At 53.7% G+C, this 15456-nt stretch carries 16 protein-coding genes and 1 other annotated feature; of the genes, 1 reads left to right on the top strand and 15 read right to left on the bottom strand.

Annotated elements, in window-relative coordinates:
- Window positions 1-22 precede the first annotated feature (22 nt).
- Window positions 23-511 (top strand): NUDIX domain-containing protein, encoded by a 489-nt coding sequence (locus tag EDM57_RS18300; protein WP_122906131.1) that lies wholly within the window; start codon window positions 23-25, stop codon window positions 509-511.
- A gap of 92 nt (window positions 512-603) precedes the next feature.
- On the opposite strand, the gene EDM57_RS18295 is transcribed toward EDM57_RS18300, so the two are convergent.
- From EDM57_RS18295 to spoIIGA, 15 genes are all read right to left on the bottom strand, one after another.
- Complete coding sequence (locus EDM57_RS18295; RefSeq protein WP_122906130.1) at window positions 604-1992, bottom strand: MFS transporter; 1389 nt, start codon at window positions 1990-1992, stop codon at window positions 604-606.
- Window positions 1993-2007: 15 nt separating this feature from the next.
- Complete coding sequence (locus tag EDM57_RS18290; RefSeq protein WP_246005845.1) at window positions 2008-3126, bottom strand: mandelate racemase/muconate lactonizing enzyme family protein; 1119 nt, start codon at window positions 3124-3126, stop codon at window positions 2008-2010.
- Window positions 3127-3133: 7 nt separating this feature from the next.
- The gene (locus EDM57_RS18285; RefSeq protein ID WP_211338270.1) at window positions 3134-3895 is read right to left on the bottom strand and encodes a TraR/DksA C4-type zinc finger protein; all 762 of its coding nucleotides are present in this window, start codon (window positions 3893-3895) and stop codon (window positions 3134-3136) included.
- Between the two features lie 108 nt (window positions 3896-4003).
- Window positions 4004-5062, bottom strand: a complete 1059-nt coding sequence (locus EDM57_RS18280) for a YncE family protein (RefSeq protein WP_122906127.1) — start codon at window positions 5060-5062, stop codon at window positions 4004-4006.
- A gap of 186 nt (window positions 5063-5248) precedes the next feature.
- Complete coding sequence (ileS, locus tag EDM57_RS18275; RefSeq protein WP_122906126.1) at window positions 5249-8035, bottom strand: isoleucine--tRNA ligase; 2787 nt, start codon at window positions 8033-8035, stop codon at window positions 5249-5251.
- A 49-nt stretch (window positions 8036-8084) separates the two neighbouring features.
- Window positions 8085-8348 (bottom strand) — a binding site (T-box leader).
- 71 nt (window positions 8349-8419) lie between these two features.
- Window positions 8420-8905, bottom strand: a complete 486-nt coding sequence (locus EDM57_RS18270) for a DivIVA domain-containing protein (protein ID WP_122906125.1) — start codon at window positions 8903-8905, stop codon at window positions 8420-8422.
- A 99-nt stretch (window positions 8906-9004) separates the two neighbouring features.
- Window positions 9005-9778: a YlmH family RNA-binding protein gene (locus EDM57_RS18265; RefSeq protein ID WP_122906124.1), complete on the bottom strand. Its 774-nt coding sequence runs from the start codon at window positions 9776-9778 to the stop codon at window positions 9005-9007.
- Between the two features lie 10 nt (window positions 9779-9788).
- Entirely contained in the window at window positions 9789-10052 is a 264-nt protein-coding gene (locus EDM57_RS18260; protein WP_122906123.1) for a YggT family protein, read from the bottom strand.
- A 30-nt stretch (window positions 10053-10082) separates the two neighbouring features.
- On the bottom strand, window positions 10083-10508 hold the full coding sequence (locus EDM57_RS18255; protein ID WP_122906122.1) for a cell division protein SepF: 426 nt from the start codon (window positions 10506-10508) through the stop codon (window positions 10083-10085).
- A 50-nt stretch (window positions 10509-10558) separates the two neighbouring features.
- Complete coding sequence (locus tag EDM57_RS18250) at window positions 10559-11260, bottom strand: YggS family pyridoxal phosphate-dependent enzyme (protein ID WP_122906121.1); 702 nt, start codon at window positions 11258-11260, stop codon at window positions 10559-10561.
- A gap of 22 nt (window positions 11261-11282) precedes the next feature.
- The gene (gene pgeF / locus EDM57_RS18245; RefSeq protein WP_122906120.1) at window positions 11283-12107 is read right to left on the bottom strand and encodes a peptidoglycan editing factor PgeF; all 825 of its coding nucleotides are present in this window, start codon (window positions 12105-12107) and stop codon (window positions 11283-11285) included.
- An 82-nt stretch (window positions 12108-12189) separates the two neighbouring features.
- Window positions 12190-12468: a YlmC/YmxH family sporulation protein gene (locus tag EDM57_RS18240; RefSeq protein ID WP_122906119.1), complete on the bottom strand. Its 279-nt coding sequence runs from the start codon at window positions 12466-12468 to the stop codon at window positions 12190-12192.
- Between the two features lie 141 nt (window positions 12469-12609).
- On the bottom strand, window positions 12610-13392 hold the full coding sequence (sigG, locus tag EDM57_RS18235; RefSeq protein ID WP_122906118.1) for an RNA polymerase sporulation sigma factor SigG: 783 nt from the start codon (window positions 13390-13392) through the stop codon (window positions 12610-12612).
- 147 nt (window positions 13393-13539) lie between these two features.
- Window positions 13540-14262 carry an RNA polymerase sporulation sigma factor SigE gene (sigE, locus tag EDM57_RS18230; protein WP_122906117.1) on the bottom strand — a complete coding sequence of 241 codons (723 nt, stop codon included), beginning with the start codon at window positions 14260-14262 and terminating at the stop codon, window positions 13540-13542.
- A 2-nt stretch (window positions 14263-14264) separates the two neighbouring features.
- Window positions 14265-15227, bottom strand: coding sequence for a sigma-E processing peptidase SpoIIGA (gene spoIIGA, locus EDM57_RS18225; RefSeq protein WP_122906116.1), 963 nt, complete (start codon window positions 15225-15227; stop codon window positions 14265-14267).
- Window positions 15228-15456 lie beyond the last annotated feature (229 nt).

The following is a 15456-nucleotide window of genomic DNA, read 5'->3' as shown; positions in this document are numbered from 1 at the left end:
CGTTAGAAAGGAGGGTTGTTTTTTGTACGCGTTTTCAGATGACTTCGGTTTGCCTGTGCAGCTAACCTTTGACCCCGATGAATATCGCCTTCATCCGGCTGACCACGTGCTCATCCTTCCCTTTTATGAAGGAAAGCTGTTGTTTACCCGTCATCGCAGCCGGGGCGTGGAGTTGCCCGGGGGCAAAATCGAGCCGGGCGAAAGCAGTCTGGCAGCGGCTGTCCGGGAAGTGTACGAAGAGACCGGAGCCGTGCTGGAAGGCATTGAGCGAATCGGTCAGTACCTGCTTGCCGACGATCAGCGAAAAGACATCTACATAGCCAAAGTGCTTGCGTACGCTGCGACTCCTTCTGGCGCCGATGTGACGGAAACGGTGCTCTTCGACACCATTCCGCGCAATATCAAGGACGATGGACGGTTCAGCCGCATTTTGCGCGACGACGTCTACCCTCTGACGCTGGAAAGAGCGCTGCTTCACCCTTTTGCCGCCCCACCGGCTCGCTCGCTTTAGTCGCTAAGCTTTCCGACACAAACAAACAGGCACGTCCCTGCTGCTCCGACCCCCATTCCGATGGGCGGAGCTGCAACAGGGGTGCCTGTTTTTCAGCTTTTTTCCTTTTCTTTTTTCCCGGACAGGATGCGCGCAACCAGGTCGTTCACATCGAAGCCGTACTTCTCGATTGTCTGTGCCCGGCGCTTTTCCTGTTCCGTCTCCGGCTCGATCCCGAGCACTTCTGATATTTGCCGCCACGCCTCCGCTTCGCGCTCCTTGGCAGCATCCTGCCCCTGGCTCTGCCCGCTCTGTTCGGCCTGCTTCGGCTTTAAGAAGAAAATCGCCAAAATCCCGAAGACGAGCGACAAGCCCGCAATCGTGAAAAACATGACCGTCCGGGAAATGTCGAGCAGCCAGGTGAAAATCGGCGGCCCGACAGCCACCCCGATAAACCGGACGCCGCTGTACAGTGACGTAATCATTCCCCGCTCCGCTTTTTGCACCGCTCCTACAATCATCGAGTTCAGGCAAGGCAAAATCATGCCCGTGCCGATGCTTCCGATGATAAGGATGCCAATCAGCGCGTAGGCCCCTTTTACAAAGCTGGCGAGAATGTACGACGCCGCGAGCAAAAACATCCCGACAATCACAAACAGGCGCATCAGGCTCAGCTTCTTTTTGATAATCAGCCCTGCCACATAGGCGGCAATGCTCATCACGAGCAGCGGGATCGCCAAAAATCCGCCTTTGATGACGCCGTCGATCTTGTATTTTTCCTCGAGCAGGTCAGACAGGTAGAACAGCACGCCAAACAGCGTGAACAGGCAGATACTGCCGATAAAAAACGCGGGCACGAGCCATTTGCCGTGCTGTCGGAACACCTGTGCGATTCTGTGCAAATACTGCTTGACCGGAAGCGGCTGCCGCTCCTGCTTTTTTTCCTTGGTACAAAACAAAAACAGCACAAGGACGACGCCGCAAATAATCGGAAAGGCGAGAAAAACCATGTACCAGGAAATGAGCGCGAGCAGCGCCCCGAAAATCGGGCTGAGCACCTTGCCCATCCCGTTCGACGTCTCCATCAGACCGAGCGCTTTGCTCTCGGACGCGCCCTCAAACAGATCGCCGACCAGCGCCATGGCAATCGGCGCTGTCCCGGCTGCGCCGATTCCCTGCAGGACGCGCCCGCCCATGATGAGCATGTACGGCTGATCGAGCCAGAGGGCCGCAAGTCCGGCCAGCAGCCCGCCTGCTCCGTACAGGGCAAGCGAAATCAAAATGACGATTTTGCGGCCAAAACGGTCGGACAAGTAGCCAGCCAGCGGAATGACGATTCCCGCAGCAATGGAAAAAGACGTAATCAAGAGACTCGTCTGGAGCGAAGTCAGCTCCATCTTGTTTTTCATCGTGGGCAGAACGGGGATGAGCATCGAGTTGCCAAGCACCATGACTAACGGAATCCCTGTCAGCCCAATCAGGTTTTTCGCATTTTGCGCCATACGATACCCCTCGTCTCACGCATATGCGCTGCCATCCCAGCGCGTGGCGTTCATAATCTCCCAGTTCGGCTCCATCCCGATTCCCACTCCGCTCGGAATGGTTACTTCACCGTTGACCGGGTATAGCGGAAAGAGGTGTGTGAACGGATTTTCCATGACATCCCACTCAATCGGCTCGACCTGTTCGCTGTCCATTTTGCTCCAGGCAGGCAAGCACGCATGCGCAAACAACGCGTACAGGCGGGCCAGGCTGCCGTCAAACGAATGCGGCGACACGCGATAGCCGAATTCCCGCGCCATTTGCAGATGGGTCCGATAGCACTCGATCCCTTCTGTGTGCAGCAAATCCGGCTGGGCAATATCGAGCGCCCCCGCTTTGTATAGCGGCAAAAACTGCGCACAGCGGACGAGATTTTCCCCGCCTGCAAGCGGAATGGGCAAAGCGGCACGCAGCTTGGCGTATTCTTCCGTGCGCTCCATGGGCATCGGCTCTTCCAGCCACAGCCAGTTTGGATAGCGCTCGATGATGCGCGTCCACTGTCTGGTGGTCGCCAGATCGTAGCTCTGGTTGGCATCCAGTGCCACCTGCACCTCCGGCGAGAGCATGTCCATCAACTGAACGATGTGCGCCTGATCTTCGCGAACGGAGCGGCCGCCGATTTTTACCTTGAACCGGGTAAATCCCACTGCGAGAGCGGCTGCCACCTGGTTGAGCGAGTGCGTCACCCAGTCCTCGCGTTCCGAATACGATTGAAAGGACGCGTACACGGGAATGGTCCGGTGGAGCGCCCCGCCCCATAGCTCGCAGACAGACATTCCCGCTGCCTTGGCGACAATCTCTGTCAGCGCCATGCTGACTCCTGCTGCCGATCGCTGGTGCCATTTGCGGAGGACCGCTGCGATCTGTGTCCGGCTGGCCGCATTCTTGCCGAGCAAAAAAGGGACGATTCGCTCGCGAAACCCGCGGTCCAAGGTGGGCAGCCAATCGACAATTTCCCCCCAGCCATCAATCCCGGCTTGCGTAATAATGCGGATGAGGTACGTACTGCGGTAACGCTTGTAGCCGTTCGCATCGCCGTAGGCTTCTTTCAAGCGGTGCAGCAGCGGATAAGTCTCGACGCGTTCAATCAGCAGACTGCGGTCATTCCACGCCATCTCGTCCCTCACGCGGGTCGATTTGCGACGCATACTCGTCGTAGGAGAGAAAGTTGCCTTTTCCTTCGCCATTGTCCATGTAGTCTTCGTATGTTTCACTGCGCATGAAATGAACGCTGTCTGCACCGTGGTACCCGTCAATATCCGTGTAGCCGATTTCTTCGACGGCTTCGACGTACCCTTCCGGCTCATCGCTTTCGATGTACATTTCACCATAGTCGGCTTTATCGTTGTCCTGGAAGGAAAAAGGCGTGCTGGATGTGCCCCACGACTCGACGATTTGCCAGGCGTCTTCCCCGTCAAAGCCGTTTTGCCCGTCTTTTTCGTCCAGCGACGTGCGGCCAAACGGCGGCTGCAAAAATTCTTCCTCAATCGGACGGGATTCGTTCACATTAGGCGCAGGAGCGTGCTCCTTGCACGTTTGCGCCTGGGGCAAAGCTTCGAGTCGCTCGACAGGTATCGGCTGGCCACAGACGGTACACAGCCCGTATGTGCCTTCTTCCATGCGGGCCAGCGCCTGTTCGATTTCTTTTAAAGTCTCACGGTCGAGGCTGTCGAGGGCGAGGTCTTTTTCCCGTTCAAACATCTCGCTGCCGATGTCGGCCGGATGGTTATCGTACATGGAGAGTTCCTGCAAAGAGGTTGTCATCGGCTCGCGCATGCCGTAATGATCCTGGACGCGCTCTTCGAGTTCTTTTTTCTCGGCAAGCAGCTTTTCCCTGAAGCTGGCCAGCATTTTTGGGTCCACGTCGGCCACCACCTTTGGTTTTGTTTCCTCAACTGGTAGTATGGCTTCGCAGGCGGGAAATAACCGAACCCGCGCACAAAAAAACAGCCCTGTCAGCGAAGGGCTGTTTCATTCGGGAATCACCAGCACTTTTGACGGCCGCTCACCGACCGTAACATGCTGTATTTGCTTTCGCTTCTGCGTATCAATCACACTCACCGTTCCCGGCACATAATTCGCAACAACAAGATGGGAACCATCCAAGGCAATAAAAGACGGGGTTTCCGAGCGAATTTTGTCTACCTGCTTCATTGTTTTCAGGTCGAAGACGGTAATCATCTCCCCGCTCATGTCCAATTCCGTGTAATGATTGATAAAAGCGAGGTCGCCCTTTTGCACAATCTGCTGCGGGAACGACTCGTCCAGATCGATTTCCTGCAAAACGGAATCATTCTTTTTGTCCAGCACTTTTATTTTACTTGTATAGGCTTCCGGCTGCTTTACCCATCTCGGCTTTGGCCCTTTGGCGAACCCCGCATAGACCGCGATATTTTTTTCCGGATACGAAATGACATTGGTGGGCGGAAGCTCTTGCGGCATGTCTGTCGTTTCCAGTATTTCGTATTTTCCGGCTGTCCCTTTCCCCACGCGAACTTTTTTGGCAAACGGGCCAAATTTGTTCGGTCCTCCCGCATTGACATACATCGTGACTCCATTCGCTTCGGGGATGAAGGGACCGGCAGCGCCAGGAACGGTTAACGTGTCAATGAGCGATAAAGATTGCAAATCGACAAGCATAAGCGGAAAGCCAGCTTGTTGGACCGAAGAGGAAGCGATATAGGCCACCCGATCATGAATAAATATTTTCTGGGGAATGTAGGGCAAGGTTAGCGTTTGATACGAGAGATCATGGACGTTTATGGCATACAAGTTTTTCAACGCCGGCTCAACTCCACAGTCAATCGCGTACAACGTCTGCCCATCCATCTGCCCATCGATCAGAAATTCGCCGATTTTCTTTTCACCCACTACCTTGTATTCTTTATTCAAGATGACAATGTTTGCTTTACCCGTATGTTTGATAACAGCCAAATGCGGTGTTTCTTTTTTCAAAGGGAATTCATTCACTGTCTGACAAGCCGTTGACAAAAGAAGGATTACCAACAGAAACACCAAGTATTTTTTCATTCGGATACCCCTCCAATCATACGTAAAAACGGACATAGCCTACTGCCCGCAGCAAAAACTTTTCCGGTCCCCAGCGCCGACAATCGTCCCACGATCAAGGAGACGTGTCACCCATTAAATTCCACTTTTTACACAAAAAACCTGCCATTCATCGGGAATGACAGGTTTTGATAACAACATCTGAAATTACGATTCAGCTACATGCGCGTAATGCTGCTCCACGATGTCTGCGCAACGTACGCAAATCGTTGGATGCGCTTCGCGGGCGCCTACGTCCTGCTTTACGACACGGCAGCGTTCGCACTTTTGGCCGTCAGCCGCAGAAACGACGACTGCGATGCCTTCGAGCTGTGCTGCTTCAGCCGGAACTGCTTCGCCGTGAGCGTGCAGATCGACGTGGGCGACGATGAACAGGTCGGCCAAATCGTCCATGGCTGCCAGCACTTTTGCTGCTTCCTCTGTTTGCGGATAGAGCGCCAGCTTCGCGTCTACAGAGTTGCCGAACACTTTGTTGCGGCGTGCCTCTTCCATCGCTTTGAGCACTTCGTCGCGGACAGCAAGGAACGCGTCCCATTTGCTTTCCGCTTCCGCAGCGAAGCTCAAGTGCTGCTCGTCGCCTTCTGGCATGTCGGTCAGCTGCACACTTGGCTCGCTCACGCCCGGGATGAAGGACCATACTTCGTCGGCGGTATGCGGCAGAAGCGGCGCTACCAGCTTCACCAGGCTGAGCAGGCAATCGTACATGACGGTTTGGGCCGCGCGGCGTTTTACGCTGTCAGGCGCTTCGACGTACAGACGGTCTTTGCAGATGTCCAGATAGAAAGCAGACAGGTCGATTACGCAGAAGTTATGCACCGCATGGAAAACGGTATGGAACTGGTATTCATCATACGCCTTGCGGGAACGCTGCACGACCTTCGCTGCTTTTGCCAGCACATAACGATCCAGCTCGCCCAGTTGCTCATACGCTACGCGGTCTTTCGCCGGGTCGAATCCATCGAGGTTGCCCAGCAGGAAGCGGAACGTGTTGCGGATTTTGCGATACACTTCGGCGATCTGGTTCAGAATCGCATCGGAAATGCGCACGTCTGCCTGGTAGTCAACCGATGCTACCCACAGACGCAAGATGTCGGCACCCAGCTTGTCGATCACTTGCTGCGGCACAACTACGTTGCCAAGCGACTTGGACATTTTGCGGCCTTCTCCGTCGAGAGCAAAGCCGTGGCTCAGTACCGCCTTGTACGGCGCTGTGCCGTAGACGGCAACACCTGTGGACAGGGAAGAGTTGAACCAGCCGCGATACTGGTCGGAACCTTCCAGGTACATGTCAGCCGGCCAAGGGAGGCCGCGCTCGCGCAGAACAGCCTGATGCGAAGAACCGGAGTCGAACCATACGTCCATGATGTCTGTTTCTTTGCGGAATTCTGTGCAGCCGCACTTGCTGCAAGCAAGACCTTCCGGAATCAATTCGTTTGCTTCACGGGCAAACCAGACAGCGGAGCCTTCTTGGCGGAACAGCTCGGCAATGTGGTTGATCGTCGTGTCGTTGATGATCGGCTCATTGCACGACTTGCAATAGAAAATCGGAATCGGCACGCCCCAGACGCGCTGACGGGAAATGCACCAGTCGCCGCGGTCTGCGATCATGTTCGCCAGACGGGTTTCGCCCCAATGCGGAATCCACTTCACGTTCTTGATCGCTTCGAGCATTTGCTCGCGGAAGCCGTCGATGGAAGCAAACCATTGCTCTGTCGCACGGTAGATGACCGGCTTTTTCGTCCGCCAGTCGTGCGGGTAGGAGTGCGTGAAGAAGCTCAGCTTCAGAAGCGCTCCGTTTTCATTCAGCTTCTCGGTGACAACCTTGTTGGCATCCTCGTAGAAAAGACCTTCAAAGCCAGGCGCTTCACTGGTCATTTTTCCTTCGTGGTCAACCGGGCAAAGCACGCCGAGATTGTATTTTTGTCCGATCACGAAGTCGTCTTCCCCGTGACCAGGAGCGGTATGCACGCAGCCTGTACCGGCATCCAGTGTGACGTGCTCGCCCAAAATCAGCGGCGATGTACGGTCGTAGAATGGATGCTTGGTCACTACACCCTCCAGCTCCAGACCTTTGAAGTTGGCGAGAATTTCCACGCTCTCCCAGCCGATTTCCTTGCTCGCTGCTTCGATGAGGCCGTTTGCCACGAGGAATTTGCGGCCGTCTGCTTTGATGACGCTGTACTCCAGCTCAGGATGCAAAGAGATTGCCAGGTTCGCCGGGATCGTCCAAGGGGTGGTCGTCCAGATGACAACGCCTGTTTCGGTATCGAGCTTGCCTTTGCCGTCTACGACCTGGAAGCTGACGTAGATGGAAGGAGAGCGCTTGTCCTTGTATTCGATTTCCGCATCAGCCAGTGCGGTCTCGGAAGACGGGGACCAGTAGACACAGCGGAGTCCTTTGTAAATGTAGCCTTTTTTCGCCATCTCGCCGAAAACGCGAACTTGGTGGGCTTCGTACTCAGGCAAAAGCGTGACATACGGATTTTCCCAGTCGCCGCGAACACCCAGACGCTTGAACTGATCGCGCTGCTTATCAATGTAGGACCAGGCGTACTCTTCGCAGCGCTTGCGGAAGTCATTCACCTCGATGCTGCGGCGATCCAGCCCTTGCGCATTGATAATCGCCTGCTCGATCGGCAAGCCGTGCGTATCCCAGCCTGGGATGTACGGTGCGTGGAAGCCTGCCATGGACTTGTAACGAACGATGAAGTCCTTGAGAATTTTGTTCAGCGCGTGCCCGATATGGATGTCTCCGTTGGCGTAAGGAGGGCCATCATGCAGCACGAATGGAGGACGTCCTTCGGTGCGGGCAAGCACTTGTTGATAAATGTTTTGCTCTTCCCATTTCTCCTGGATTTGCGGCTCGCGGGTCGGCAAGTTTCCGCGCATCGGGAAGTCGGTTTTGGGTAGCGATAACGTTTTGCTGTAGTCCATAGCCTTTTTTCACTCCTAAAAAATAAATAAAAGCCTTCTCTCATCCCCAAAAAGGGACGAGAAAAGGCTCCCGTGGTACCACCCTGATTGAACAAACCCGTCGTCAAGCGTGTCGCGGGATTTGTTCCACTCGTTCATTCGTAACGGGAATGACGCGCTCACTTACTTGCCTGCCACAACAACAGTGCGGCGAAGCTTTCGGATGTTGAACTCCCGGGTGATTTTCGGCGGAGGCAACTGGTCGGGTTTTCACCTGTTCCCGACTCTCTTTGACAGTGCGGTTCCACGTACTCTTCCCGTTCATCGTCTAGTCATCATATGGATTGATTTTTTCGACAAAGTTGTTTTCCATTATAGTACCATCATCGGCACAACGTCAATATTTTATTCAACAGCTACCGCAGAATCCGCCTGCTCGATGTCGTCCCATGCTCCGTGCTCCAGCATTTCCAGTTGGGCCTCCAAAAGTGTGCGGAAGCGCATGCGGTACACGGACGCGCGCTTTTTCAACTCTTCAATTTCAATCGCGATCTTGCGGGACTTCGCCAAGGCTTCGTTGACAATCCGGTCGGCGTTTTTCTCGGCTTCCTTCAGGATCAGTTGTGCTTCCTTGCGGGCATTGGACTTGACGTCCTCCGCCGTCTCCTGGGCTACCAGAATCGATTTGCTCAAGTTTTCTTCCAGGCTCTTATAGTGGTCCACACGCTCATTGAGGATGGCAATCCGTTCTTCCATTTCTTTTTTCTCTTTAATCAGAAGCTCAAAGTCTTTGATAACCTGATCGAGAAATTCGTTCACTTCGTCAATGTTGTAGCCGCGAAAGCCTGTGCTGAATTCTTTATTGTGTATATCCAATGGCGTTAATGGCACATGAACCCCCCACTTTTCCCGATAATTCGTACTTATGCTTTCGACAGATTCGGTATGGTTTCCTGCCTTTTCTTACATTTTTTTGCGTCCTGGTTCATTTTATGTAACCAGTCCGACAATCATGCGCAGTCTCCCGCTGCGCGTCGGGCCGGCTATCTGCAAAATTTTAAACCGCCCGTATCCGGCGAGCGACACCATGTCGCCTTGCTGCAACTGCGTTGAAGGGTCTTCCGTGACCCTACAGTTGACCTTGACTTTGCCCGCACGAATCGGCACCAGCGCCTTGGCCCGTGACATATTGTGCACTTCCCCGATTACCGCATCGATTCGCGGCGAAGGCACGGTAATCGTTTTTTCGGCAAAACGGGGAGCAGGCGGGGTAAACGACTCCCAGGCCACGCGTTCAATCTGCACCGGGGTTCGGTGAATGTGCGTCACCTGCGTGCAGACAAAATCGGCAACTTCCTCGGCCACAATCGCATAGCATGTCCCGACGTCTGTCAGCATGTCGCCGAACTTTTCCCGCTTCAAGCCTGCGTGCAGGAGCGCACCCATTACGTCGCGATGCTCCAGGGTGTGAAAGCGCTGGTCTGCCTTGATCGCCAAAAGGGCGAGCCGGAAGTCCTCCGGCTCCGCTTCCATGTACTCCGGATGAATGAGTACGCGCATCCGCTCGGCTCCTTCATAGCCTCCGCTCGCGGAAATTTTCACATCGCGCACTTGCGACGTAAGACTTTTCATAATGTGCCACTGCCGGGGGTCCACAAAATCAGTAAGGCGCATGGCCTGCTTACGCTCTGCCAGCGTCAGCATTTCCAGCGCCCGCTCCACAAAGGGACGTTCTTCTTTTGCAAAATGATCGAATACGCTCATAACACTCGTCCTACATCAGTCTTTCCAGAATGCTAAACAGACCGTACTGGGCAAAACGAAGGGCGATCAACGCGACAATGGGCGAAACATCAATGAATCCGAGTGTCGGAATAAAGCGGCGAAACGGAGCCAGATAAGGCTCTACCAGTCTCTCCAGCAGTTGTCCGATGCCCGTCGCCCGCATCTGCGGCACCCATGACATCAGGATGTAAGCGATAATCATGTATTGATATACGGTAAAAGCAAAATTCAAAATGGTAAACAAGTATGCCATCAGCTCACCCTTTTTATCGTGTTAAGTCCGTTACTCTTCCATGACACTGGAGATCGTCCCCTGAATATCTACATGGTCAGGCGTGCACACAAAAATCGTATCGCCCACTTTTTGAATGTCGCCATTCAATGCGTAGACGGTTCCGCTCAAAAAGTCGATAATCCGCTTCGCCTGATCCTTTTCCACCCGATGCAGATTGACGACTACCGGTCTGCGATGGCGAAGGTTATCGGCGATGTCCTGAGCATCGCTGTAATGACGGGGTTCACAGAGAATCAAGCGGATTCCCTCCTTTTCCCGCGCCTGGAACGGCACCACGTTATTCGCCCGGCTGAAAGGCTGTTGCTTTTTATTGCCGGAATCGTATTCTTCCCGTTCCTCTTCTACCGTAGTTTCCTCGACGTATTCCTCGTTATCCAACCCCAGAAACCCCATCAATTTGTTCATCACACCCATACGCTGCTGCCTCCTCTCCTGCTCGTTGTCGCATCTGTCGTTTTTTTGCCCTATTCGGGCTTGACCAAGACAGAACCCAAACGAATATATGTAGCTCCCTCTTCAATCGCCACTTCAAAATCACTCGACATGCCCATCGACAATTCTTCTATGCGAGCATGCGGGAACGCGCATTCATTGATCCGCGCCTTCCACTCGCAGAGGCCGCGAAATACCGGGCGCGCCTCCTCCTGATCTTCGACAACAGGCGCCATCGTCATTAATCCGACGATCTTTATATGTTTCATATTACTGGTTTCACGCAAAAAAGCCAATACATCGTTGGGACTAAGCCCAAATTTTGTCTCTTCCCCGGAAATATTGATCTGCAAAAAGCAGTTGACGACCTGGTCGAGCGCCTCGGCCCGGCGATTCAGCTCCTGGGCGAGCGAGAGGCGGTCGAGCGAATGAACGTACGGGAAACGTCCGACGACCTCTTTTGCCTTGTTGGTTTGCAGATGGCCGATGAAGTGCCAGGTGCCTCTATCTTTGTGCAGCTCGTATTTCGGCAAGGCGTCCTGCACCCGGTTTTCCCCGATATGCTCGATCCCGACATCCAGCAAATCACCGATTGCCTGCTCATCGACGTATTTGGTAACAGCGATGATTTTCACGTCCTCGCGGCGGCGGTTCGCTCTTGCGCAAGCCGCCTGGATGCGCTCCTCAATCGCCGCCAATCTTTGTTTCAACAATTCCTGCTCCTTGATACCCACAATGCGTAATCTCCCTTCTGCGTTATTCCTTCCAGCCGATATACGAAGCCATGCGTCCTGTCATTTTGGCTGGTCCTGCTTCTTTGCGATGCGAGAAAAACAAGTCTGTCCGGCAACTCGTACACCAGTCAGTCACCAGCATATTTGCCCGGGAAATCCCTGCTTCCAGCAAAATTTCCGTATTCAATCGCCGCAGGTCGAGCATGTATTTCCCTTCCGTGGAAGCCAGGACGGCTGGCTCCCAGTTGCGTGCACTCGTCCGCACCTGTGTCATGATCCGCTCATCCACCTCGTAGCAGCAGCCCCCGATCGATGGCCCGATGGCGACGCGGATGTCCCCCGGATTCGCCTGACAATGCGCTTGCAGCGACTTCACCATTTCTTCGGCAATACGCCCGACCGTCCCTTTCCAGCCGGCATGGGCAAGTCCAATCGCTCCTGAAGCCGGGTCGAGAAAATAAAGCGGCACGCAGTCCGCGTAAAACGACGTCAGCAAGACTCCCTTTTCCTGTGTAAACAGTCCGTCTGTGGCAGAAATGACGTCCGCGAGGCTCTCTTTGCCCGCACCTCCCGCCGTCACCTGACAGACGCGGTTGCCGTGAACCTGGTCGGCGCATGTCCACGCTTCAAAAGGCATCCCGACCTGCTCGGCCAGCTTTTTGCGGTTTGCGACTACATGCGCGGGATCGTCTCCCACGTGCAAGCCCATATTAAACGAGCCGTACGGTTCTTCACTTTCCCCGCCAAGGCGAACCGTAAACCCCGCCACGATGCCCGGAAAATCCGCTTCCCAGTCCGTCAGCCTCAAAATGGATTTGCCCTCTTCCAAAACAAACGGTTCTCTCATCCTGTCACCTTCCTCATATGGCTTATCATACCATAGCCGAAAAGAAAAGAAAGGCTAACCCCGCGCCTTTCTCCCTCTACGCTCAGTATTCATCTCCGCCAGAGGTTCTGGCTTCTACCTTGAGTGCTTCCTCCATTCGGACCAGCACCACATCTTTTCCGATCTTCACAATATTGCGCCACGGAATGACATAATCATTCCCGGAGGAAAAGAACCCAAGGAATTTGCCTGGCCCCGGCACGACTATCGCTTCCACGCGTCCGTGGCGCAGATCGATCTCCAAATCGGAAATCGTCCCCAGCCGCTTCCCATCCAGGATGTTCACCACTTCTTTGGTCTGGAAGTCAGAGATTTTTACCATTCTCCTCACCCACTTTTCTCCGTTACTCTCAGTATATGAACCGTAGGAAGAATATGTCCTTCTCCCCTGAAAAAACAAAGGCGACGCTTCCTGCCATAAAAAAACCCAACGGCACAAAACCGTCGGGAACGATGCAGCTTCTCATTGCGATTGTACGTGCTTTTGCATGTGGGCGATGGCCGCCTTTTCCAGCCGGGAAACTTGCGCCTGCGAAATTCCGATTTCTTCCGCTACTTCCATCTGGGTTTTTCCCTCGTAAAAGCGCATGGATAAAATCATTTTTTCCCGTTCCCCCAGACGTTGCATGCCTTCGCGGAGGGCGATTTCCTCGACCCATGTGACGTCCTTGTTCTTTTCATCGCTGATTTGATCCATGACGTAGATGGGATCGCCCCCATCCTGATAGATCGGCTCAAAGAGCGATACAGGGTCCTGAATCGCATCGAGCGCGAACACGACATCCTCCTTGGCGACGTTCAATTCCTGGGAAATCTCGGTAATGGTGGGCTCTCGCGAATGCTTGTTGGTCAGGTTGTCTCGCACCTGAAGGGCTTTGTAGGCGATGTCCCGCAGCGAGCGGGAAACGCGAATCGGGTTGTTGTCGCGCAAATAGCGCCTGATCTCCCCAATAATCATCGGGACGGCGTACGTAGAGAACTTCACGTTTTGTCCCAGATCAAAGTTGTCGATCGCCTTCATCAATCCGATGCAGCCTACCTGAAACAGGTCGTCGACGAATTCCCCGCGATTGTTGAACCTTTGAATCACACTCAGCACCAGACGCAGGTTGCCGTTGACCAGTTTCTCGCGGGCAGCCAGCTCACCGCTTTGCAGGCGCTCAAACAAGTCACGCATTTCCTTGTTTGTCAGCACCGGAAGCTTGGAGGTATCCACCCCGCATATCTCTACCTTATTGCGCGTCACGTCTTTCCCTCCTCGAAGCAAGAAAAAAGTCCCTAACCCGGTTGTCTTGAAAGGCCGCGTACTGACGCGTAGCCGCCAAGAAGGTGGCAAAAACCACCATCTGTTACGGTTTAGGAACAGTATCCCCTGAGGCTGGGAAAATATGCGTTAGACCATTTTGTTGAATTCTTTTCGCAACCGTTTTATAATTCGCTTTTCCAGACGGGAAATATACGACTGCGAGATGCCGAGCAGGTCGGCCACGTCTTTTTGCGTCTTCTCCTCTTCGCCGGCCAGCCCGAAGCGCAGCTCCATGATGATCCGCTCCCGCTCGGACAGTTTATCCAGCGCTTTTTTCAACAGCTTGCGGTCCACCTGGTCCTCGATGTTTTTGTAGATCGTGTCATTCTCCGTGCCGAGCACATCCGACAGCAACAGCTCGTTGCCATCCCAGTCGATGTTGAGCGGCTCGTCAAAAGAAACCTCGGAGCGGATTTTGTTGTTGCGGCGCAAGTACATCAAAATCTCGTTTTCGATACAGCGGGAGGCGTATGTCGCCAGCTTGATGTTTTTCTCCGGGTCAAACGTGTTGACCGCTTTAATCAAGCCAATCGTTCCGATGCTGACCAAATCCTCGATGTTGATCCCCGTATTTTCGAACTTGCGGGCAATGTAGACGACCAGCCGCAGGTTGCGCTCGATCAGCATGCTGCGCACGGCAGGATCGCCCGAAGGCAGGCGTCCCAGGAGCACTTCCTCTTCTTCTCTCGTCAACGGTGGAGGCAATGCTTCACTCCCGCCAATATAATAGACTTCTTCAGCGCGTGCACCAATCCACAGCAGGAATCGGTACCAGATCAACTGGAGTTGTAGGCGAAGTTTTACGTACATGATTAGCCCTCCTGTTTGAGAATAAAGGTAGGTTCTTGTGTATATGCTTCCATCATGGCAGGATGCACGATAGCCTGATACTTGCCGTCAGCCGAGAGCGGAATCGGATTCAGCCCGATCAGCACCTTTTCGGTTTCATAGCGCAGCCCTTCCTGTACAACCAACACATGATCCGGCTTGATCGCAAGCAAAAAATCCATTCCCCGCGACACGCTCCGATACGGAATCAGTCGCACACGAGACTGCCATTCGCTCGGCAGTTCATCCCAGGACCCGTCCAGCTTCTCCCACACTCCACCGTTCTCTTCGGTTTGTCGGAGAAGCGACGGCGGCAGCAGATGAGCCAGCATGCGGCTTTCCATAATCATGACCGGCAGTCGCGTGATCGGTTCGTGCAGTTGATTGCCTGTGTCCACCAGGCCGCGGCAAATGACTTTTTCCTTGGCCACTGTCACCACGACATCAACTAGAAATGTTTCGATTCTGCGCGGCTCCTGGATCGCCTTGTAGCTTTTTTTCCCGAGGAAAAAGACCAGTGTGAAGCCGATGAGAAGAATGGCGAGAGTAGGCTTGAAACCGACGCCAAACCCGTCATTGTGCGTCACAACCAATCCGTTGACGATTTCGTTTTGCGGGGCCAAAAAGTATTGCAGAGCGAACACCCCGCCTCCAAAGACAAAAGCGACGAAGTAGAAAATGATTACGTTTTGAACAAACGACAACAACCTCCTGTTACCAAAGGCGATCCAGAGCATGAGAATGGAAAAGAGCAGCTTGACTGACCATTGATACATGGATGAAAACGCCGGGAAAAAGAAAAAGGCCAAATACGAACACCCGAACAAAGAGGCCGCGATCATTCTCCACCACACCACGCGCTCTTTGCGAAAATGCGCCGTAAACCAGAGCAACAAGGTATCAATGGCGAGGTTGAGGAGTAGAATGATATCGAGATACACCACCACTGGCTCCCACCTCCGATCTGTTCTCGCCTTCGCGAAAATCCGAGAGCTGCAAGAGTTGCCGAGTGTACTGACAGCCAGTGCTGCGCTTTTGTGCGTACACCGGCTTCTATCAGTCAGTAAAAGCAGTATATAGCAATGTGTATGTAAAGTCTGTCAATTCTTGACCGTGTTTTTTTGGATTTTTTGTCTAACATTTTTGGGTCTAGGCAGGCAAAAAAGCCTTGTTCCC

Origin of the sequence: Brevibacillus gelatini, from assembly GCF_003710935.1 — a bacterium.
Lineage (GTDB): Bacteria > Bacillota > Bacilli > Brevibacillales > Brevibacillaceae > Brevibacillus > Brevibacillus gelatini.
Note: the sequence above shows the minus strand (reverse complement) of the source record. Positions and strands in the feature narration are given on the sequence as shown.

Excerpts from the sequence above, each read along its gene's own strand:
- EDM57_RS18295 (WP_122906130.1), bottom strand. The coding sequence starts at position 1,992 with ATGGCGCAAAATGCGAAAAACCTGATTGGGCTGACAGGGATTCCGTTA.
- EDM57_RS18280 (WP_122906127.1), bottom strand. The coding sequence starts at position 5,062 with ATGAAAAAATACTTGGTGTTTCTGTTGGTAATCCTTCTTTTGTCAACG.
- ileS (WP_122906126.1), bottom strand. The coding sequence starts at position 8,035 with ATGGACTACAGCAAAACGTTATCGCTACCCAAAACCGACTTCCCGATG.
- EDM57_RS18265 (WP_122906124.1), bottom strand. The coding sequence starts at position 9,778 with ATGAGCGTATTCGATCATTTTGCAAAAGAAGAACGTCCCTTTGTGGAG.
- EDM57_RS18260 (WP_122906123.1), bottom strand. The coding sequence starts at position 10,052 with ATGGCATACTTGTTTACCATTTTGAATTTTGCTTTTACCGTATATCAA.
- EDM57_RS18255 (WP_122906122.1), bottom strand. The coding sequence starts at position 10,508 with ATGGGTGTGATGAACAAATTGATGGGGTTTCTGGGGTTGGATAACGAG.
- pgeF (WP_122906120.1), bottom strand. The coding sequence starts at position 12,107 with ATGAGAGAACCGTTTGTTTTGGAAGAGGGCAAATCCATTTTGAGGCTG.
- EDM57_RS18240 (WP_122906119.1), bottom strand. The coding sequence starts at position 12,468 with ATGGTAAAAATCTCTGACTTCCAGACCAAAGAAGTGGTGAACATCCTG.
- sigE (WP_122906117.1), bottom strand. The coding sequence starts at position 14,262 with ATGTACGTAAAACTTCGCCTACAACTCCAGTTGATCTGGTACCGATTC.